The following is a 21722-nucleotide window of genomic DNA, read 5'->3' as shown; positions in this document are numbered from 1 at the left end:
CCGAAATTGCTACTGCCGATACTTTGCTTACAAATTTTTACAGGTTTTTAATAGGCATCTAGCAGTATGCACGCTAACCTTTCACTATGACGAGAATATTTGGATGAGCATATGAAAGCGATTCGATTAACAGTAGGCGGTTTGTTGTTCGCCATAGGGATTATATTTACGCTTTTGCCTGGCTCCATTTTATTTGTGATTGGCGGGCTAATGCTGCTCAGTTATGACTGGCCAAGAGCACGAGGTTGGTTGGCATTTTTTCAAAAGAGTATGAGCCGAGGCGCGCGTCGTGTTGACCGCTTCATGCTGAACCGAAAGCTCAAGTAAGATTGCATTCCCATTAAAAAAGCCGCTCTTTTGAGCGGCTTTTTCATAACACCAACGGTTACTGCTGGTTTCCAGCGAGATACAACCAAGTCTCTACGACGGTATCAGGGTTTAGCGATACGCTATCGATACCCTCTTCCACTAACCAAGCTGCAAAGTCTTCGTGATCCGACGGACCTTGTCCGCAAATACCAACGTATTTACCGCGTTTTTTTGCCGCCTGGATTGCCATCGACAACAAGGCTTTCACGGCGTCATTGCGCTCGTCAAACAAGTGGGCGATCAGGCCAGAGTCACGGTCTAGACCCAAAGTAAGCTGGGTCAAATCGTTTGAACCAATAGAAAAGCCATCGAAGATATCGAGGAACTGGTCAGCAAGTAACGCGTTTGATGGCAATTCACACATCATGATAACGCGCAGGCCGTTTTCACCTTTCACCAAGCCTTGCTCAGCAAGTAACTCAATGACCTGTTGTCCTTCTTCCAAAGTACGAACGAAAGGAATCATGATTTCTACGTTAGTGAGGCCCATCTTGTTGCGAACGCGCTTAATGGCTTCACATTCTAGAGCGAAACAGTCGCGGAAATCGTCAGAGATATAACGGCTCGCACCGCGGAAGCCCAACATCGGGTTCTCTTCATCAGGCTCGTATTGGTAACCACCGACCAAATTGAAGTATTCGTTCGACTTGAAGTCAGACATACGAACGATCACTTTTTCTGGCGCGAACGCAGCACCGATAGTTGAGATACCTTCAACCAATTTCTCGATGTAGAACTCAGTTGGCGACTCGTAACCCGCGATCATGTCGTTGATTTCTTCTTTCAAGTCGTCAGGCTGCTCGTCGAAGTTAAGTAACGCCTTCGGGTGAACGCCAATCATGCGGTTGATGATAAATTCAAGACGGGCAAGACCCACGCCTTTATGTGGTAAACGAGCAAAATCGAACGCTCTGTCTGGGTTACCAACGTTCATCATCACGTTAAGCGGCAAGTCGGGCATGGAATCAATGCGTGATGTTACTACGTCGTATTCCATTTCTTGGCCATAAATGTAGCCAGTATCACCTTCGGCACAGGATACGGTTACCTTGTCGCCTGTTTCGATAGAGCTAGTTGCGTTACCACAGCCAACCACCGCTGGAATACCCATTTCACGTGCGATAATTGCCGCGTGACAAGTACGGCCACCACGGTTAGTAACAATCGCCGAGGCTTTTTTCATGATAGGTTCCCAATCTGGGTCAGTCATGTCTGTGACTAGTACATCACCTGGCTGGATTTTGTCCATTTCATCAATAGAGCCCAACACTTTCGCTTCACCAGCACCAATCTTGTGGCCGATAGCGCGACCTTCACAAACGATGTTGCTAGCTTCGCCTTTCAATTTAAAGCGTTCAATACTTTGGCTGTCTTCGCGGCTGCGCACTGTCTCTGGACGCGCTTGAACGATGTAGAGTTTGCCGTCTACGCCATCTTTCGCCCACTCAATGTCCATTGGACGCTGGTAGTGCTTCTCGATGATCTGAGCCTGTTTCGCCAACTCCATAACTTCGTCATCTGTCAGCGAGAACACTTGGCTTTGTTCGCGTTCAATATCAACAATTGAAACTTGCTTGCCGTGAGTGGTGTCATCAGAGTAAATCATCTGGGTCAGCTTACTGCCCAAGTTGCGGCGGACAATGGCTGGTAACCCTTTATCAAGCGTCGGCTTGTGAACGTAGAATTCGTCAGGGTTGACTGCACCTTGAACAACCATTTCGCCAAGGCCGTACGAGCTGGTAACAAATACGACATCTTCGAAACCCGATTCAGTATCGATTGTGAACATAACACCAGAAGAAGCGATGTCACTGCGAACCATTCTCTGCACACCCGCAGACAAGGCAACGCCTTTGTGATCATAACCTTGGTGTACGCGATACGAGATGGCGCGGTCGTTGAACAAAGAAGCAAATACGTGCTTAATTGCCACCATTACGGCGTCATAACCTTTCACGTTTAGGAAGGTTTCCTGCTGACCTGCAAATGACGCATCTGGCATATCTTCAGCCGTTGCCGAAGAGCGTACAGCAAATGATGCTTCATCACCTGCGTCACCTTGAAGGGTGACAAACGCGGTTCTAATGGCTTCTTCAAGCGCCGGTTGAAATGGCGTGTCGATGATCCATTGACGGATGTTCGCGCCTGCTTCAGCAAGGGCGTTAACATCGTCGACATCTAACACATCGAGTGTGTCATGGATGCGTTTCTCAAGGCCGCTTTGGTCGAGAAACTCATTAAATGCTTCAGCAGTGGTAGCGAAACCACCAGGCACTTGCACGCCAGCATTCGCTAGGTTAGAAATCATCTCACCAAGCGATGCGTTTTTGCCACCTACGCGTGGCACATCGTGCATCCCCAATTCTTGATACCAAAGTACGTAATCTTGCACCTGTGAAGCCTCCAGCTCGTTTTTAAAATTCGGCACCCATGTAAGTGTAGGGTATTTTAGGGTTGCCGCCGCTAAATCACGTAAAGTTTTGTACGGACTAGCTTTTCGACACAAAAATTCTAGAATGCAGGAATTAAGAAAGTAAAATTTAATTATGACCTGTAATAAAATTACAACAAAAAGGGACACCCTGTGAGGACTGCATTTTACATATCTGATGGTACTGCCATCACTTCCGAAGTATTCGGCCACGCCCTACTATCACTGTTCACAACCGAGTTTAACCACGTCACTATTCCGTTCGTTGAAACCGAAGAACAAGCACATAAGGTGTTAGCGAAAATTTCTGAAAGTTTTCAAGATACCGGAGAAAGACCGCTCGTTTTTTATACAATTGTCAATGCGGACGTTCGTCGACTCATCGCAAAATCTGTTGGCATTAACTACAATTTTCTCGATCAGTTCGTTGCGCCTTTGGAAAAAGTGTTGGGCGTACCGTCGAAACCCGAAAAACATCGCACACACAGTATTCATGAAACGACCTACGATATTCGAATCGAGGCGGTCAACTATGCCCTTGCTAACGACGACGGTTCCAATTTAAAAGACTTTCACGAAGCAGATATTATATTGGTGGGCGTATCGCGCTCTGGTAAAACGCCAACTAGCCTTTATTTGGCACTACAATACGGTATCAAAGCAGCGAATTACCCGTTTACCGAAGAAGACATGGGCGACATGTTAAAACTGCCACCTGTACTGAGGCGATTTAAAGACAAACTCTTCGGGCTAACTATTAAACCAGAAAGGCTAGAACAAATTCGTTCGGAAAGGCGCCCCAATAGCCGCTATGCGTCTATTCAACAGTGCCGAATGGAATTGCGAGAAGTCGAAAACCTGTACCGCAAAGAAAAGATTCCTTTTCTCAACAGTACGCAATTTTCAGTTGAAGAGATTTCTGCCAAGATTCTTGCAGAGACGGGGCTTCAGAGACGCAAATACTGAGTATTACTCGCTCGCAGCGTCGTTGCCATCAGTTTTCGCACGAAGCTTGTTCACGCGGCCGCCGGTGACTTTATCGGCGCGCCCTTCGGCTACGGCTTTTTCTGCGCGGCGTTTGCGGACTTCCTTTGGATCGGCAATCAAAGGGCGATAGATTTCTATACGATCGCCATCACGCAGCGTATCACGCAGTTTCACCACACGGCTCCACACACCAACCTTATTCACTTTCAAGTCGATTTCTGGGTGTTGAGAAAGAATATCTGATTGTTCGATTGCCTCTTCCACCGAACACCCTTCTTGCACTGACAATTCCAACAGCGTTTGCTTGTTAGGCAGTGCGTACGCAATTTCAATTACCATGCTACTCATTAGGCGTATACCTGCTTAGCACGATCTGTGAAAGCATTTACCATACTCGCCGTTAACTGGCTAAAGACTTTGCCAAAGGCCATTTCTGCGAGCTTGTTGCTAAACTCAAAATCCAAACTCAATTCGATTTTACAAGCATTTTCAGCCAACGCCGAAAAGGTCCAGCCTCCGGTAAGGGAGGAAAAAGGCCCATCCACTAAACGCATTTCAATTCGCTGCCCGGGCGTCAGTACGTTGTGGGTGGTAAACCATTGTTTGATGCCAGCTTTCGCCACCAGTAGTGACGCTTGCATTTCGGTTTCTGTCGATGACAACACCTTGCTATCAGCGCACCCCGGCAAAAACTCGGGATAAGCAGATACATCGTTAACTAGGTCAAACATCGATTGGGCACTAAACGATACGAGTGCGCTGCGCTGAATACTCGGCATAACAAACAACAACTATTTATATGGCGTAAAACCGTGGAGTTTAGCACGAAGGTAGCGTGCGTTTAACCCTAACCTGTTTTGTCGCGGGCTTTTTTCCTCTCGATTTGCGGCCAAACTAAAGACAAGCGTTTAACTATGGGTATAATAGCGGCCATGAAAAAGAACAAATCGAACAAAAATACGTCGGGCACTATTGCGCAGAATAAAAAAGCGCGTCACGACTATCACTTAGAAGACAAAATGGAAGCTGGCCTTGTGTTACAGGGCTGGGAAATCAAGGCTATCCGTGACGGCAAAGTGAACATTACCGATAACTTCATCAATATTCACAATGGTGAAGCCTATCTCGAAGGCAGCCGCATTACGCCGTTAAATCAAGCGTCGACTCACGTTGTTGCCGACCCCAACCGCTCGCGCAAATTGCTCCTGAGTAAACGAGAAATCGACAAGCTCATCGGTGCACGTGAACGCCAAGGTTTCTCCATCGTTGCTACCGCAATGTATTGGAAAAAGTGTTGGGTAAAAATCGAGATTTATCTCGCCAAGGGTAAACAAAGCCACGATAAGCGCGACGCGGTGAAAGACAGAGACTGGGCTCGACAAAAAGAAAGGATGATGAAGAAAAGCGCGTAAGGACTATTGCGCGCTTTGACTCACTGACTTGCGATAACGTTTTGTCAGTGATTTGTTCCTGACTCTATCAAGTACCAAACTCCACCATGCTGTTGGCTTGTAGCTGGGCGTTAGGTCATAACCTAAACGGCGCAAGTTGCGTCTCACCATGGCCACGGTTGCCAGCGACGCCATGGGTTTATCGCGCCATTCACAGCGCGGCGTTTGCCCCTTATACATTGGGTTTTTCTGCCACTTCTTCACTAGATCTGGTGTGGATGCCAACGCACTTGCCATGCCAATGAGTTCACACCCGCTTTCCAGCACAGATTCAGCCACAGCAAGTCGATTGATGCCCCCTGTTGTCATTACAGGTATCGAGGTAGATTCGCCGATGCAGCGGGCAAAGTCTTTGAAATAAGCCTCTTGTGCCAGCTTGCTCGCATTCGCGGGTTTACCCTGCATGGCGGGCGATTCGTAGCAACCACCGGAGACTTCCAAAATATCTACGCTCGACGCTTCCAACATACGAGCGACTTCACAGGCGTCTTCTTCATGGAACCCACCATCGGTAAAGTCGGCAGCGTTGAGTTTAACCATCAAGATAAAGTCTTTACCGCATTTGGCGCGAATCTCACTGACGATATTTACAAGCAGTCTTGCCCTGTTACACAGGTTACCACCCCAACAGTCTTCCCTTTTATTCAGTAATGGTGACAAAAATTGAGACAGTAAATAGCCATGCGCTGCATGTATTTCGATGCCGTCAAACCCAGCCTGTTTGGCTTGGCATGCAGTGGCAACAAAACGAGATTTTACGTCGTCGATTTGCGCACTTGTCATTACCTCAGCGGCGTGAAAACGCTTGGAATGACGCCCCAGTTTCATTGGAACTGCGGATGGCGCAATGACTTTACCACCAAGGGACTTTTGGACCTGACGACCGGGATGATTAATTTGCATGATTGCCAAGGCGCCATCTTGCTTGATCACTTTGGCCCACTGCTTAAAGGGCTCAAGTGAAGTCTCTGCTTCCAAAGCTACACCACCAGGCCCTGTCATCGACAGTTTATCTACCATCACATTACCTGTGATGATCATCCCTGCCCCGCCCAGCGCCCAATAACGGTATAAGTTCAACAAGGCCGCACCCGGCACTTGCCCCAAAGCGGCCATGTTCTCTTCCATTGCCGCTTTTACTACTCGGTTTTTTGTGGTTTTACCGTTAGGCAATATAAATGACTGAAATACCTTTGATAACAATGTGTTAACACTTCCTGCAAGGCCCGAAACGCGGATACTTTAATCTACCTTGAACACAAATGCACCATTTGAATCCGATTTTAGTAATCAGCCATTTATCCGAGCCTAAGTTATTGATATACTCCACCGAACACTGGGGCTGATTAGGATTCGACAGGACTTAGGAAGCTTGAGGTGCATGCAGAGGAGCGGTTGGCCTCTTAAAAAAGCCGCATTTAAATAGTCGCAAACGACGAAAACTACGCACTAGCCGCTTAATAACCGGCATAGGCCCTTCCACCCTAGTCTCTTCCTGCTAGCGGGGATTCGGAAGGTCATCCAAGTAGGATAGCGAGGGAACCTTGTCTAAGGGTGAACCGCGAAATAGTATTAGGCCAGCCTCAAGGAAATCCTGTTTGTCGGAGTTCCAAGAGGTTAAATAAAAGACAAACTAAGCATGTAGTACCAAGAGTAGACATTTTCTGGACGCGGGTTCAAATCCCGCCAGCTCCACCACTTTTTAGGATAAGCCTTGAGTTAAAAAGGCTTGTCCTCCTTCGACTTTCTCGGCTGCGTTTTGTGTTACAAACACGTGTTGGGAACTTATGCTCAAATTTTTTCAACTAAAAACCGTTACGGTATGCTTGTTATTTGCCTTTACCTTTCCGTTAAAAATTGAAACAGTACCATTACGAAATTTTACTTCACTCTAATGCGCCTTCAACCAGCACAAACTATCGCCTAGTAGCCTATTCATTCCACACTCGAAGCCCTATCTCTTTTTGGCTCAGTTAATTGCCTTTAAAACGGGAAAGCGAGTTGTAGAGTTGGCTGCTCTTGAGGTATCGGATAAAAACATTGATGGTATTTGGTGCTCTGATGTTAACGAAAATTGGCAATGCGCTAAATTGCAAAAACAAGGCTTCGATAAAACGAAATAAACGTCGCAATCACTACGCATAACCCCAATACCAGACAACCTATTGAATGCAGGGTTGACGGACTTTATTGGTACGCAAAAGCGGCTTGCTGTTCAACGATCTAAGACTAAACAAGTCAAAAGGTTTAGGTAATGAAATTTCAAAATGGTACAACGAAGCATTCGTCAAATACGCGGATATTCCTAAGGTCAATAAAGGCAACTAGCAACTTGTCTTCCACAGCTTCTGGCACGCATTCACGACGTTAATAGACCAAGTCCTGGTCGGGGGATTGCTGATAAAAAAGTGAGGAAAATGCGCTTACAGGCCATGGTAGCGATTCTGAGAGGCAAAGAACCTATTTGCACAAGCTTAACGTTGCATATGCAAAAAAATATATTGATGAACTATACAGTTCGGTTGATATGACGCATCTAAGTTACAAAACATATTTGAGCAGGGCTAAGGTACAGTAGCCCAATATCTAATCTGACTCATTTGATTTAAAGTTTCGACTTGACCTGACAGGCCGCAAAAGACAAGCAGCGGACGTTCAGGCTTCTGACACTGGATTTCTGCAATTGGTCAAAAGCGGTCATTCCGAAAAGACTACTTAGCTCACTCTAGAACTAATAATTTTGCTAAAGCGGACATCAACGCCTCAAACACCAGCACAGTTCAGAGTGTCCGAGTGTTTTGGCTTGTTACACGTAATTTAGACGGCTCCTAATAAGCTCTTTTTGTTTGTTTCAATCTTTCTATGTGATTCATTGGTACAACCCTTCAAGTTGAGGTAAACCTAGAAAATAAGATGGCCTAGAATTTCCATAGTTTCCTTGCGCGTTTCTGCGTAACGATGTACGAATTAAAATGCAGCATAACTCGGCTCTCGTAACCCCAACATAGTGCAGGTTAGTGTCTTCGACTAGGCTTGGGTAATTAACATCATCCCAGTTATCACCAGGAATTCTATGTGGAAAGGACCATTCCTCCATATCTAAATGAAATACTATCTTGAATTCTAGTCCTTTAGATTTATGAAGTGTCATTAACTGGACTTCATCTACAGCTATCGGTTTGAAAAGCTTAATCAATGTATCTTTGCTCCAGATAAGTCTTACAGCATCTTTTTCTTCTTCAAAATCATCAAACCCAATTAGTTTAAGTAAGCTGTTACTCTTCTCAATGAAATCCTCTAGCTTAGTTTCTGATCGGATACCTTTTAACCGTCTTCGTATGTCTGCCATATTTCTTTCTGGCAGTTGAAAGAAATACTTTTCTATTACGTCCTGAGCGGTTGGAACAGCTCCGAACTTATATGAAAGTAAATCTGAATAAATGTCAGCACACTCGGTACCTATGTCATTGAGAGGGGTATCAGTATATAGACGGTGATTATGAGTTAAACCTGTTGAAAATTCTCTTAACGAGATTTCTTTCTTAGCTAAGATAGCTATATCTGATGCGTTGTTAATTGTGTTTTTTTCTATCCAATCGTCTATCCATGGTGAAACTTGTTCTGCAGCATTTTTTAAATTTCCATCAATAAGACGCCGAAACACACGAATATCATCCTCATGAGCTATCAATTTGTATGCAGGATCAAGAACACGAGAAGCATAATTAACAATTGATGGATGACATCTATGATTTAAGTCGAGTTCAAAGTGCTGAAAGTTAGCCTTATCTTCTGTTAAGGCAAGCAGGAACTCTGGTTGACTTCCCCTGAATTGATATATCGATTGGTCAATGTCTCCGACTGCCGTTGCGATTAACCCAAGCTCTTTTAATTTTATGAATAGTTCATGCTGAGCTTGAGACGAGTCTTGGTATTCATCGATAAAAACATGCGAATAACGTGCTCTTATATAGCGCCGCGCGGAAACAGAGTTGCTAAGAATGAATAATGACAATGCAGCAAAACTACTCATCCACAATATACCTGCATCGTACAATGCCTTAAAACCAGCATCAGAGTTAAGTTCATCACAGGTGGGTGAATTGTATTTTCCTGATAAGTAAAGTTGCTGATGAGAGTCTAGTTTCTTAACTATCTTACAATCAGACGGTTTGCCATCCCATATTCGACCTAAAAATGGCAATATCAATTCTTTTAAGCAAAAGCTATCTATTGTGCCGAAAAAGCTCAGTTTTGTGTCGTGAGCATTCTCTTTACTGCGTTTCTTAAGTTCTCCACTCGCTTTTTTCGTAAAAGTAATAGCAATTACACCTTTATGGCTAGGTAGATTCGGTGTAACCCCTCGGATTTTCTCCTTCATAACCGTGGTTTTTCCGCTACCAGGGCAAGCTGTAATGACAATGCTATCTTCACAGTCAATAGCGGCCTGTTGCTGGAGTGTTGGATTATAAGAGCTCATTACTAAGCTCTTCTCATTTCTACTAGCTTGTGCAATGGTTTTGCTAATTCACCAGTTTTCAGCTTATGAAGGTCTCTTGAAATAGATTTAAGCAACTCTCTCATTCTTAGTGCTTTTTTTCCTTGAAGATACTTGATAGCTGAATCACTGTCAGATTTTCCAAGCGCTGTTTTTACTTCATCAGGTAACTCTTCAACCAAGTCAGTTTCTAAATCTACTTTAGATAAAAATATTCCTTTGTCATTCAGCAGATCAGAAGCAGCTTGCCACTCTCCATTATCCACAGTATCTTGAGAAGAAAATTGGGCATAGACCCTATCGAGTGGGTCTTCTCCTATAAGACTTAAACAACGATTAATGCCTGCATGCTGCCATTCATTTTTACCTGATATTTTTGAAACATCGTTATCAGTTCTCATCGTCCATGGAATTTGAAGCGCATCAAGTATAGATATGAACACTTTAAAAGAAATACCGTCGACGGAAAGAATTGACAAGTTTTCAAAATCAAGGTCAATACCCAAAGCTTTAGATAAAGACTGATAAAAAAGCATTTCAGATGGTCCCTCAACTAAAAATATACCGTCAGAGAAAAATGCTTCAGCTGGCAAAATACTCATTCTGTAGCTCATATCTTTCCAACCTGACTCAATGCAACCTGAGCATCCCTCACTAGCAGCTACCGTTGATAAATCTTGGTGAACTAACCGAATAATAGAGTCAGGCGAAAAATTTACAGTTATCTTTGGTGAATGTGAGGAAATAATCGTTTGACCGGGCAATTCATCAATTAAATAGGTTGCCAGTTTTCTCTGTTGATGAGGGTGCAAATGTGCTTCTGGCTCTTCGATAACATAGAAAATAACTTCGTTTTCTAAATCATGCTCTTGTGCACTTTTTGCTTTCCATAAAGCTAACAGTATTTGATTATTTCTGCCATCTCCACCGAGCATCACGTTAGAGCCATTGGTGTTAGCACCAAGCTGTAGCTTTTCTATAAAGTCATTTACCTGAATTGCACCCGTATCAAGTTGCACCTCATAATTAGCATAATGATGGGCTAATTTCTTTAGTTCGTCATTAACGTCATTTGTTGCTTTATCTACATAAACTAATTGAGACACTTTATCATTGAGGCTTTCTAAGTCACTGCTGATCTCACCAAGTAAATCATCATCCTCTTGCCTCTCTTCGTCAGAAAGTGATTCTTGAGCAATCTTTAACAGCTGCCGCTTTTCTTTGCGGATAAACCTTTCTAAATCACGTTGAGACTCAATATACTTTAAGTGCATGTGCTTTAGATAAAAACGACTGCTTATTTCCTGTAAATTATCAACTGAAGGACCAATAAATAGCTTATAACTTAGGCCGCTACGTTCTGCGGTATATCTTAAAAAGGTTTCATTATCTTCACCGACGCTTCCCTTGAGAACCGAAACAACAGCGTCTTCCGTGATATCTGAAAACTCTACGGTAATTGATATTTCATCACTAACACCGGTCGAATTAATATGAAAATCAAGCTCATTTGGCTCGATATCCACTTCAGATAAGCTTTTGTCTAGCAGTATTCTTAACGCATGGAGCAAGTTGCTTTTCCCCACATCGTTAGCGCCAATAATTAAAGTGTTCTTGTTAAAGTTAATAATCGAATTGGAAAAATTCCTAAACCCTTCCAAATGCACTTTACTTATTTTCAAATCATTATTCCTAATAGACAATGGCAGGGCTAGCCCAATTACCACTTTTAAACTTTTTGCTGTGGATCTGCAAATGACGTGTTCGCGTCCCAGCGACCTAAGGGAGTGCCAACAGCGTTTTGTTAGCTACTGATCAGCGCTCCCAAAATCGCCCCGATTAGACCACCCACCAAGTAGTCGATAGCTTTTGATTTTAAGCTATTATTATTCGCTTGATCGTTCTTCATTTTCTCTATTAGTTCAGTTTGTTCTGCCAGTGTTTGTATTATTATTTCGGTATCCAAATTGTTCTGACTAGATGCTCTTTTGATTTCTTCAACTGACATTGGGCGTATAGATTCGCCTTCGCGAATAAATGCACCTTCATGGCAGGTAGAGAGTGAACTCGATTTTTCTACTTTTATTAATAATACGGATAGTGGGCCGCGTACTCTATGGTAAGAAGCTTCTAGAGCTACATTGCTTAAAAGATCTCTTGCTTTCTGTAGGATTACATTTGCGAGCGTTTCATCAATGCCTTGAATATGATTTCCGTTTTCAAGAACACCAAGAACAATAAAACCTCCGCTAGCATTCGCAAACGAACTAATAACTTTAGATAAGTTTCTAGGAGTTACGTTTGAAGGAAGATATTCAGTTTCATTGTCCTCACCTCTTTCAATAATGTTAAAAATATTTTCTTCCATAAAAAACATCCTTTTCAATGGCTAACATCTTATTATAGAAAATTCTCAGTAATACGCAGCCTCACTCATCCCTGAATTTCCAACATAATTTATTGATAACAATACCTTACACCTTATTATGAGTCAGTTTCCAATGATTTATTTGAGTGTTTCTGTGAATTCTTAGTAATAACGGTGCTCATGTTAAGTAAAAAGATTTTAAAACAATGAACTAGCTAATATTTACCCTGACTATATGTATTTGCTGAGAACTCTCAGTAATTCAGGAAGAAATGAATTTACTTGATATTAGCTAATTTGATGGGATTCAAGTATGAGTTAAGAAGCTCCGCTATGGGCAATTATCCTTTATTTAAACCGCTAGCTGTTTTCTTCCGCTTCTCGCTCATTGCAGCCCATCGAATTATCCGGTAGCGAGGGGCTGCTTTACGTACTTAGCAGACCTAAAAGCGGTTTCCACTAATGCATAAAAGACACAAAGCAAAATTACATCATTCCCGTTCAAACTAAATATTTTTTGCAATCAAATCCGCTTTTAATAATCCACCTTTGGTGAATAATTTAGCTGAAAATTTAGGGCTTCTTCTCGCTTTAAATGCGTCAAAAATCTTTTTGAGTCCCTCAGCAGAGAGCAAAGAGATATTTACTTCTGTATCCATTTCGGCTGACTCAACAAAGTCTTCTGAAAAGCTAGGTGCGACAATAAGAACCTGAGCAACTCTTTTCCCCGCGTTTTCACAGCGATTCACATAGGCTTTTACTTGCCTAGATGTAGAACTGTACTTGGCAAAATCACCGTTTTTACAGGTTTTGGCTTCGCCAATAATTACGTCATCGTCGCTTAGCGATATAATCACATCTGCTTGATCTTTTGCAGTGTTAATCGAGCGCCTTAGGTCCTCATCAACATCCAACCCCAATTGTTCGAAAATGGCTTTGGTAACTTCTTCAAACTTTACTCCGATATCCGCTTCAGATATGTCTATATTTTCGGCTTTCAAACCATTCAAATCGCGTTTAGCCAACAACTCATAGTTTTCAATCAGTTTATCTGTGGCATCGGCAAAACTATTTAAAATATTGAGTCTATTGTTTCCGCGTTTTGTCAGTCCCATGCTCTCTACTACTGACTTTATTTCGTCATTACTAAGCATGAACAAAATATCATGCGGCGTAATACTTAGCGCCCTCAGCTTTTCAACATCCAATTCGTCCTGCTCTTCAAGCTCAAACTCGTTACGAAGGACATCAGGTAAAGCAGGAAAGTGTTCTTGCAATGAACTGAATAGCTCTTTAAATCCTGTTGCACTGAGAGTATTGAACTCACTTTCAGCGCTTGAGTTCAAAGCATCGACTATGAGATAGCAACGCTCATCAAGCGTTGTTCCGAGTTTATCAAGTGGTAAGTCTAAATCCGCAATTACGCCTTTTAGTCGTTCCTTCTTATCAGACAAATTAGTTTCAGCAGAATACAGGTCATCTTTGAGCAACTGTTCTGTCGACAACCCCATTCTTAAGATGTTCTTTATTTTGTCAGCTCTTTCGACGCCTCTAATTGGCTTTCTATGATTCTTTAAAACAGTCGATAGTTCTGCGTCAGAGAACGTTCTTAGAATTCTGAGGGTGTGTTTCTCGGCAAGTTGCTTTCCTTGAATGTGATTTAAGATTGAGACAACTTCATCAGCCACATAAACCGTGTGCCGTTTCTTACTGACAAAGACTAATCCAATTTCTCTTAGGGAATTTATCGCATCTGCTACACCATCCTTGGGAATAGGATCGCTTAGATGTTCAATAGCCGCTTGATCATCAGCAGAAATATCGAGTTGCTTTGCCAGCACGTTAAGAATGCCGCGCTCATCATCGGTAATTTTTGCCTCTCGATTCAATTTTTCATCATTTGTGAAGGCTTCATCAAGACAAGCTCTGTATATTTTCATTCTCTTTATATCTGAGAATGTCTCTTCATTTTCGTCTTTTGATATTTCTAAATCGAGCGCTTTTGCTCTCTCATCAATCAGATTCCATTCTTTTGCATACAGAGACTCAACCCAGTTTATCCGCGCAATACAGTTACCGTCTCTACTGAGGATATTTGTGAGAAGCGTTGCCCGTGCTCCCTGCATTGCCAATTGGTCTCTTATTGATTGCGCAAAGTGTGGTTGGACTGATTCGAAAAGTTGAATGATGTCATTGCTCGTAGCATTCTTAATTTGTCCATCAATCTGATTAATCCGATTGGCTAACTGCTTATCAGATTTAATGGCTTCTGAGCAAATTCTATCCAACCCGTTAATGAACTTGGACTTTTCTACTTGGTTAACTGTACTTAGTATGCTTGATAGTTTCACTATTCATTCCTTGAACTTTACATATATGCTTCCTGCTGTAGCTTAGACTAAACAATACTAACCAAGAGCGCAATCGACAAGTATCCCGATATCTAATATTGCGAATCCAGATCAAAAAATGGTGGATTAAATGATTGTGAATTAGTGATAGCAAATTTGTCGCAGCGAAACCAAAAAAAGTAGCCGGTTCTCGGTCACCACTTTACTGAGTCTGTTTAGCACTCAAAGATTAGCTAATCTGCCTTCCGCCAACACCCGAAAAGCCACGCCGTAGCGTGGCTTTTTCGTTAGTATCTCACCAGCAGTACTCGCAGAGCTGAAACTACTGAATGAATGCTGGGATGATACGTTCCGCCACTAACTGCTGGGTGTCATGCTCTCGATGATGTGCGGTTACGACGATTACTAAGTCTAAGTCTCGTATCAGAAAGATGAACATTCCTCCTCCACCTTGTGCTGACACCGCTTCATACGTTTTTCCGGCTGACTGTAAGTCTGTGCCCCACCAGAAAAATCCATACCCCTGATTTTTGACGTCCTTACCGCCGCCAAAGATATCATCATCGCCGTTAAACAAATGCCTTGTTGTCGCTTCTTTTATGTAGGCTTTTGGTATGAGTTTTTCGCCGTGCCATTTTCCATTATTGATAGCCAGTAACCCTACTTTCGCCATATCTCGAGAGGTTAGGCTAACCCGCCAGCCAGATTCAGGTAGGCCGCTAGCAGCGGTTTTCCAGCCGTAGTTTTGAATTCCCAGTTTATCGAGTAATTCGGTTTTTATGAAGGCTTGGGCGGTTCCGGGGACGACTGCCTCGATAACTTGCATAACAAACTGCGGCCCGGTGCCGTACTTGAATGTTCTCGACGCTTCTGTGATGGGAGCAGTACGCTCAAATATCGCTTGTACTTCATTTTGGCCTTTGATTTTTGATGGGTCTGCTTGCAGTGCGTCCCACCCTTCTTCGCTGATGCGAATACCAGTTGTCATCGTTAATGACTGGCGCAGTGTGATGTCCTTCGCACCCTCGGCAAATTTCGATGGGTCGAGGTCTTTAAGGAAATAGGTTAAAGGGCGGTCTAGATCTGCCATCGATAAGTAGCCCAGCTGCATTGCTCGGCCAAGTGCCAAGCTGGTGTAAGTTTTCGTCGCGGAGGATTGAGGATGTGATAAATCAACCCGGCCCCGCAAGAAATAAGATTCAAATAACAGCTCGTTGTTTTTGACAATTAGTAAGCTATCGTAATTGCCGTGTTTACCGGTTGCCAGTTCATTCGCAAAACTCTCAACTAACACTTTACTGTTTTGTTGTTCTTGCAAACTTCCCACCTTTATTCCATCAGCAAGGTCTACTGGTTTTGAACTCATGTAAGGTGTCTCAAGCACTGCTAACTCTGAAAAGTGTTGCCAGTGTATTTTATCTTTCTCAGACGCTTGCGCGTATGGAGGTGCTCCTTCCCCTGCGTTTGCCACAGCAGAAAATAGAGCGGTGCACGCCAATGCTAGCGTGCAGGTTAGTGTTAGACGCTTTCCCATGTCTTACCTCGTGTTAATGAGTAAATTCGTGGGCTTTAACCTACGCCTTTTAAAGATAAAAACATGACTAACGCCTGACGTTTTGCTGAAATATCACTGTTTAAGACAAAAAGCATTGAGAGAAACTCCCATCTCTATTCACTTTTTATAAGTCAACGGCGTTTGCTTACAAGCTGATTTGGACGTGGTTCTACAGCGTCAGACGTAAGTATTTTTGTTCACACCTAATATCGATATTTGCTCAACTATATTAAGCAGTGTTAATTCACAAAGGAGTGTTTTATGTTTATCAGGACGATGGTAATCATCTTATTTATTACGACCCTGCCAACAACTGTGTATGCCCGCGGGAGCTTCACGCCCTCTGAAATTCGTTGCCAAGCTGTACTCGATGAAATTGACAACATAAATTCGAGAATGCGCAACGGCTACGATAGTCGCGAGGGCGAAAGGCTGAGAAACAAACTCAGAGAACTCAAAAAGCAAAAAGCCGCATGTTCTAAAGCGAGGCTACCTAAAAAGCGATAATTCAGTCGCTAACCAAATCTGAGACTCACTTGTTAAAAAAGCCGCAGTCAGCTGGTCGGTTAGCGGCTTTGCCGTGCTTTGCACTTTGGTTCTTGAGTTGACCGGTTACTACATTTCATTACAGGTCATTACGCTTATCGACAAAGCTTTACCCTAATTTCACTTTCTCAACATTACACTCCTTGCCAACTAAATCACTGCACAAAGTCGCAAAGGCGGCTTTTTGCGTTCACTTTCGTTTAAAGGATTATGTAATGATAACGCTCAACACGATTAAAACTGTACTCATTGTCACATCAATAGTGGGTTTATCCGCCTGTGGAAGCAACAACCATCGGCCCACTCCCACACCAACACCTGATCCAGCGCCCACACCGGCTCCCGCACCGAGTACGCCAGATTTTCAGGCTATGCTAGACGATGCTGCCGGTGACGCGGTACCCGGTATTGCCTTGTCTATTTCAAGCCCAGATATTGATTTTGTTGGTGCTGCGGGCGTGGCCGATACCGACTCTTTAAGCCCAATGCAAAGCTATTCTCTCATGCCCGCCGGTAGCGCTGGGAAAAAAGCCACTGCTCTACTTGTTGCCTCATTGCACAACGAGGGGCTGCTGGATATTGATGGCCTGATTGCTAACTGGCTTCCACAAACTTTACTGGATCAAATTCCACACAGCGAATCGATGACAATCCGTCAGCTAATGAATCACACTGCCGGACTCCATGACTATTTAGACGACGATACTGCTGGAGAGTGGTTTGAAGCGGGTATCGGCAATATCGATGAGTTAAAAACGGATATCGATGCCTTGAGATTTATTCTAAACAAGCCAGCCTACTTTGAGCCGGGAAGCGATTTTCAATACTCCAACACCGGCTACCTATTGGCAGGCCTGATCATGGATGAAGTATTAGGTGAACACCATCACTTGGCGTTGCGCGAGCGAGTACTTGATGTCATCGGGATGAACACCACCTATTACAATGGTATCGAAAACGAGCAAGGCGATATCATCTCGGGCTATACCCTATTTGACGATGAGCTCACAAACACTAAACCCTTTTACGACAATGTCGGTGTGGCAGATGCACCGCTGGCAAGTAATGTGGCAGAAATGACATCGCTGATGGAAGCAATAGTCAATGTGGATTCGCCGCTTGATTCGAGCACGCGCAACATGCTAATGGCGGAGGACGCTTGGGTAGAGACCAATGAAGCAAACCCTCTTTTTGCCCAATACAGTATGGGTATGTTTAGAGGTAAACTGAATGGTCTTACCGTGTATCACCACGGTGGTGATGAAGCTGGCTACAAAACAGAGCACATGTACATTGAAGATATCGACACTACCATTACCTTGTTTGCCAATTGCAATGGTTATGACAGCTGTAGGGTGCAAGTCGACAACTTGATGGGACAAGTCTTAGCGGGGCTGATCTCGCAATAATCCCACGGCAGGCCTGTTTAGGCCTGCCACTTCCCTTTGCCTACAAAATAGATTCATAGATCGCTAGCGCTTGACGTTCACTCATTTCACGGGGGTTGTTTTGAAGTAAACGGGTCTGTGCCATCGCATCTCTTGCCAATTGCGGTAGGTCCTTCCGCGAAATGCCGTAATCGCTAAGCTGACGAGGGATTGCGAGCTCATTCAACAAATTATCAAGGTAGTGAATAAACCGCTCGGCGTTTTCCTCACAATTCAACGATACTTCAGGCCCTAAACACCAGTCTGCGAGTTCGGCGTATTCTGTTACGGCACATTCCACGTTGAATTTCATTACGGCAACCAATACCAAAGCATTGCTATTACCATGAGAGACATGGAAGTGCCCACCCAGTGGGTAGGCTAACGCATGAACGGCACCAACAGGTGCATTTGCAAACGCTTGCCCAGCTAACATGGCGCCCATTAACATGTGCAAACGCTGCGTGTCGCTATGGCGTTCACTACACACGGCTCTGATATTGCCATTGAGCAACGCTAGTGCTTGCTTAGCGGCAAAATCAGACATGGGGTTTTTCTTAATAACCGAGGTGTAGGCCTCTATGGCATGAACCATTGCATCAACACCAGTTGCGGCCGCAATCGCAGGAGGTACGCTCTTGATAAGTTCAGGATCGAGTACAACAGCATCAGCCATCAATACCGATGACACGCAGGCATTCTTTGTAGTGTCACCGGTTGTAATGATAGCAACCGGCGTGACTTCTGAACCCGTTCCTGCTGTGGTAGGTACCTGAATCAAAGGCAAGCGGTTGCCTTTAACGTTATCAACGCCGTACGCTAATGGCAGTGTATCCTCGCCGTCAGGGTGAGCCAGCAGCGCCACCATTTTGGCTACATCCATCGAACTGCCGCCACCAAACCCAATTACCCCAGATGCCGCAATAGACTTCGCTTTTTCGACAGCCAAGTCAACCACAGCCTCACTGGGGTCAGCACTGACGTCATGAAAAACTGACACTTCAATCCCCTGCTCGTGCAGGCTATTCACTACCTGCGTGTGTAAGCCGAGCTGATAAAGCCCATTATCTGTTATCAAAAGCAGTGATTTGCCCATCCCGACGCGCTGACACAATGAGGCAAGCTGCGCACTGGATCCCGTTCCCGCCGTCACATTGGCTACATTAAGATATTGAAACTGGGTACTTGGTACTATCGCCATTGTCTTGCCTCATCAATTTTTAATACTTCGCCGCCACTCTGCTTTACAGTGTTGATGAATACATTTTGATTTACCAATCAATTACTGAAATTGGAGGTTATAAGTTAGGCTGTAGCGCCTACTATTATTGACTTTGAGCGTAAAAGCGCTTTTAATTTAAGCTCAAAGGATTAAGAACAAGGACGATGTATGAAACTATCAATCTGTCACCTCGCAATCACCAGCGCATTACTAGTGACGCCATTGGTTACCGCGCAAGAAGGTAAGTTTCCGTGTGATGAAAAGCTCGAGCGAGTGAAAGCGGAAGTGCCTGCTCAAGAAGTAAAAAGCCTCTCTGCATTTACCCCAGCAACGATAAAAAGCAGAAAAAGCCCGACCTACCCCAAAGAAGCAGCAAGGCATGGCCGAGAAGGTTGGGTCCGAATGAGCTATGTTATCGATGAAGAAGGTAACGTAGTCGATCCCGTCGTTGAGGATTTTGGTGGCGACAAAGCATTTCGTAGAAAAGCCATTGCCGCTATCAAAAAATGGAAATTCAATCCGGCCATAAAAGACGGTGAACCAACACAATCGTGTCAAAACATGGTACAGCTTGATTTTGTACTCTCTGGGCCGACAGGGGCAACCCGTCAGTTTGCGTCAACCTATCGCGAAATCCACGAATTGGTCAGCGAAGACAAAGCGCAAGAAGCTGATAAGCAAATGGTAGCATTCAGAAAACGTGCAACAGGTAATCGATATGAAAATGCTTACCTGTGGAGCTTGGATTCGATGATTGCGAATGCCCTAAAGGATGAAAACAGAGAACTCGATTCACTATTCAAAACCTTAGCCAGTAGCAAAAGTCACGACTCACAACACGCGACATTTGACGAAGAGTACTACCAATACATCCACCAGCGCCTGTTTATCCTTAGCGCCAACGCAGGTCGATATGCCGAGGCTTTAGATCAAGCTTCAACACTTGCACAAATGGGCCTAGACAACCCTCGTTACCTTGAAATCAAAGACGCCATCACCACGATCGAATCGCGGATAGCATCTGAAGACAATATTTTTGTTCCTATGCTCATTCAAGAAGAAGGCAATGAATTCCATCGTCTAGTTCGCAGTAAATTTGCATTCACTGACATTGAAGGTAGCTTAGATACTGTCGAGGTCCGCTGCGACTCTCACCGTGAAATATTCACCGTTGCCGAGGGCAATATCTGGAATATCCCAGAATCTTGGGGCGCATGCCAAGTACTTGTGGAAGGTGACGAAGGCACCAAGTTCGATCTCGTTGAAGTTGGTAAGGTCTAAAGCTCAACAACTGACATCCAATAGTCAAACCAAGCCGGGAAGTTCTCGGCTTGGCTTTGTTAGTATTCCTTCTATCGTTAACACAAAATAAGCAGGGCGACTGCTAGCCCCAAATGACCAATTTTATTGGCTTGTTCTTCGTTGCTAGAAACTTTTGTAAACACACATATTTCCCTACCCCACGCACATTAAGCTAATGTAACGCCCTTTGTAATCTAGACGAAAATGTGTCAAGAATTGCTATGCTACCAATAGTTGGCGCTTAGTCCTCATGAAGTAACTTTTCTAACCATTCGATGAACATGTAGTTTTTCCGGGAGAGGTGCGTGTCTTTGTTCGCTAAGTAGTAACACAACTGCGAACTAATCGCTTGTGTGTTTAATTCGGTTAACAATCCCGATTGAACATAGCCTCGCGTGAGTGTTCTCGAACAAAATACATAGGCTTTTTCCAAAAGGGCTTGCTGAATGCCAAACAGCTCTTGGTCGAAATACTTCACATCAATTTGGTTTTTTTCCAATTTGTTATGCTGTAGCCATGCTTGCAATGGGACTTTTGGTAAGGAACTATTTTTCCAATCTGTGGTGTAAATCGTTATTCGTTCGTGTCGATTTAACTTTGCCCCAGTGCTAGGCCCGCAAAACAGATTAAACCGCTCGTGTACAAGCACATCAGAACAAGGCTGCTTGTCAATTTCACCGAGCCGAACAGGTAGAGTGAAGTTGTTCGAATCAATACTCTCACCGCTCGTGATGTTGACAGACATATCGGGATAGCACTCATAAAACGCCTGAAGCGCAGGTATGAGTACCAAAGCAGCAAACGATGACGTCGTTGCCACACTGATTTGTTCCTCTTTTGCGGCGACATTTTTAATCGCAGTATCGATTGTTTGAAAACCATGGCTAGTCGCTGTCGCCAGTTCTTTGCCTTGCTCGGTAAGAGTGACTTTTCGCACAGTACGTACAAATAAAGTGATGCCTAGTCGATGCTCAAGTTTATTTACATGATGAGACACTGCCGTTGGCGAAATGGATAATTCCCTAGCTGCCGCTTTAAAACTACCAAGCCTTGCAGCGGATTCAAATGCTTTTAGTGCAGGCAAAGAAACTTGCATCGGTTTTCTCTTCTGACAATAAAAACCTCAAAATAGATGAGTTTTACTCATCTGTAAATGTATTTTAGTCGTTTGCTCCAACCCCTTCAAAGCTGAACAATAGCGGTGAAACTTCACTC

The 21722-nt window shown here is 43.9% G+C and carries 17 protein-coding genes and 1 other RNA gene; 7 read left to right on the top strand and 11 right to left on the bottom strand.

Features of this window, described 5'->3' with window-relative positions:
- Nucleotides 1-111: 111 nt before the first annotated feature.
- Nucleotides 112-327 carry a tellurium resistance protein TerC gene (locus tag AC27G9_RS01565; protein ID WP_487070316.1) on the top strand — a complete coding sequence of 72 codons (216 nt, stop codon included), beginning with the start codon at nt 112-114 and terminating at the stop codon, nt 325-327.
- Nucleotides 328-385: 58 nt separating this feature from the next.
- On the opposite strand, the gene ppsA is transcribed toward AC27G9_RS01565, so the two are convergent.
- Nucleotides 386-2761 carry a phosphoenolpyruvate synthase gene (gene ppsA / locus AC27G9_RS01560; RefSeq protein ID WP_487070314.1) on the bottom strand — a complete coding sequence of 792 codons (2376 nt, stop codon included), beginning with the start codon at nt 2759-2761 and terminating at the stop codon, nt 386-388.
- Nucleotides 2762-2953: 192 nt separating this feature from the next.
- Between ppsA and ppsR the strand changes: the two genes are divergently transcribed.
- Nucleotides 2954-3766 carry a posphoenolpyruvate synthetase regulatory kinase/phosphorylase PpsR gene (ppsR, locus tag AC27G9_RS01555; RefSeq protein WP_487070312.1) on the top strand — a complete coding sequence of 271 codons (813 nt, stop codon included), beginning with the start codon at nt 2954-2956 and terminating at the stop codon, nt 3764-3766.
- A gap of 3 nt (nt 3767-3769) precedes the next feature.
- On the opposite strand, the gene AC27G9_RS01550 is transcribed toward ppsR, so the two are convergent.
- Together AC27G9_RS01550 and AC27G9_RS01545 are read right to left on the bottom strand one after the other, a co-directional pair.
- Nucleotides 3770-4135 (bottom strand): RnfH family protein, encoded by a 366-nt coding sequence (locus AC27G9_RS01550; RefSeq protein ID WP_487070310.1) that lies wholly within the window; start codon nt 4133-4135, stop codon nt 3770-3772.
- Nucleotides 4135-4566 carry a type II toxin-antitoxin system RatA family toxin gene (locus AC27G9_RS01545; RefSeq protein ID WP_487070308.1) on the bottom strand — a complete coding sequence of 144 codons (432 nt, stop codon included), beginning with the start codon at nt 4564-4566 and terminating at the stop codon, nt 4135-4137. The genes AC27G9_RS01550 and AC27G9_RS01545 overlap by 1 nt, the downstream gene beginning before the upstream one ends.
- A gap of 153 nt (nt 4567-4719) precedes the next feature.
- Between AC27G9_RS01545 and smpB the strand changes: the two genes are divergently transcribed.
- Entirely contained in the window at nt 4720-5199 is a 480-nt protein-coding gene (gene smpB / locus AC27G9_RS01540; RefSeq protein ID WP_487070306.1) for an SsrA-binding protein SmpB, read from the top strand.
- A gap of 3 nt (nt 5200-5202) precedes the next feature.
- Here the strand turns inward: smpB and AC27G9_RS01535 are convergent, their stop codons facing one another.
- Nucleotides 5203-6441: an NADH:flavin oxidoreductase/NADH oxidase family protein gene (locus AC27G9_RS01535; RefSeq protein ID WP_487070304.1), complete on the bottom strand. Its 1239-nt coding sequence runs from the start codon at nt 6439-6441 to the stop codon at nt 5203-5205.
- A gap of 135 nt (nt 6442-6576) precedes the next feature.
- On the opposite strand from AC27G9_RS01535, the gene ssrA reads away from it, so the two are divergent.
- Nucleotides 6577-6936, top strand: a transfer-messenger RNA (tmRNA) gene (ssrA, locus tag AC27G9_RS01530).
- A 1171-nt stretch (nt 6937-8107) separates the two neighbouring features.
- Here ssrA and AC27G9_RS01525 read toward each other — a convergent pair.
- The 5 genes from AC27G9_RS01525 to AC27G9_RS01505 form a co-directional block, all read right to left on the bottom strand.
- Nucleotides 8108-9718: a UvrD-helicase domain-containing protein gene (locus AC27G9_RS01525; protein ID WP_487070302.1), complete on the bottom strand. Its 1611-nt coding sequence runs from the start codon at nt 9716-9718 to the stop codon at nt 8108-8110.
- A 2-nt stretch (nt 9719-9720) separates the two neighbouring features.
- Nucleotides 9721-11418 (bottom strand): ATP-dependent nuclease, encoded by a 1698-nt coding sequence (locus tag AC27G9_RS01520; RefSeq protein ID WP_487070300.1) that lies wholly within the window; start codon nt 11416-11418, stop codon nt 9721-9723.
- A 122-nt stretch (nt 11419-11540) separates the two neighbouring features.
- On the bottom strand, nt 11541-12104 hold the full coding sequence (locus tag AC27G9_RS01515; RefSeq protein ID WP_487070298.1) for an AlbA family DNA-binding domain-containing protein: 564 nt from the start codon (nt 12102-12104) through the stop codon (nt 11541-11543).
- Between the two features lie 506 nt (nt 12105-12610).
- Nucleotides 12611-14455, bottom strand: a complete 1845-nt coding sequence (locus AC27G9_RS01510; RefSeq protein ID WP_487070296.1) for a hypothetical protein — start codon at nt 14453-14455, stop codon at nt 12611-12613.
- Nucleotides 14456-14777: 322 nt separating this feature from the next.
- Nucleotides 14778-15989 (bottom strand): serine hydrolase domain-containing protein, encoded by a 1212-nt coding sequence (locus AC27G9_RS01505; RefSeq protein ID WP_487070294.1) that lies wholly within the window; start codon nt 15987-15989, stop codon nt 14778-14780.
- 282 nt (nt 15990-16271) lie between these two features.
- Between AC27G9_RS01505 and AC27G9_RS01500 the strand changes: the two genes are divergently transcribed.
- Both AC27G9_RS01500 and AC27G9_RS01495 read left to right on the top strand, forming a co-directional pair.
- Nucleotides 16272-16517 (top strand): hypothetical protein, encoded by a 246-nt coding sequence (locus tag AC27G9_RS01500; protein WP_487070292.1) that lies wholly within the window; start codon nt 16272-16274, stop codon nt 16515-16517.
- A 254-nt stretch (nt 16518-16771) separates the two neighbouring features.
- A complete protein-coding gene (locus AC27G9_RS01495; RefSeq protein WP_487070290.1) occupies nt 16772-17965 on the top strand; it encodes a serine hydrolase domain-containing protein in 1194 nt (397 codons plus the stop codon).
- A 40-nt stretch (nt 17966-18005) separates the two neighbouring features.
- Here the strand turns inward: AC27G9_RS01495 and AC27G9_RS01490 are convergent, their stop codons facing one another.
- Nucleotides 18006-19184 carry an iron-containing alcohol dehydrogenase gene (locus AC27G9_RS01490; protein WP_487070288.1) on the bottom strand — a complete coding sequence of 393 codons (1179 nt, stop codon included), beginning with the start codon at nt 19182-19184 and terminating at the stop codon, nt 18006-18008.
- Between the two features lie 189 nt (nt 19185-19373).
- Between AC27G9_RS01490 and AC27G9_RS01485 the strand changes: the two genes are divergently transcribed.
- Nucleotides 19374-20486: an energy transducer TonB gene (locus tag AC27G9_RS01485; RefSeq protein WP_487070286.1), complete on the top strand. Its 1113-nt coding sequence runs from the start codon at nt 19374-19376 to the stop codon at nt 20484-20486.
- A 262-nt stretch (nt 20487-20748) separates the two neighbouring features.
- On the opposite strand, the gene AC27G9_RS01480 is transcribed toward AC27G9_RS01485, so the two are convergent.
- Nucleotides 20749-21603, bottom strand: a complete 855-nt coding sequence (locus AC27G9_RS01480) for a LysR family transcriptional regulator (RefSeq protein WP_487070284.1) — start codon at nt 21601-21603, stop codon at nt 20749-20751.
- Nucleotides 21604-21722: the final 119 nt, after the last annotated feature.

The organism is Alteromonas sp. 5NS40-0096, from assembly GCF_057544385.1.
The sequence above is the reverse complement of the archived record's forward strand: the minus strand, read 5'-3'. Positions and strand labels throughout refer to the sequence as shown.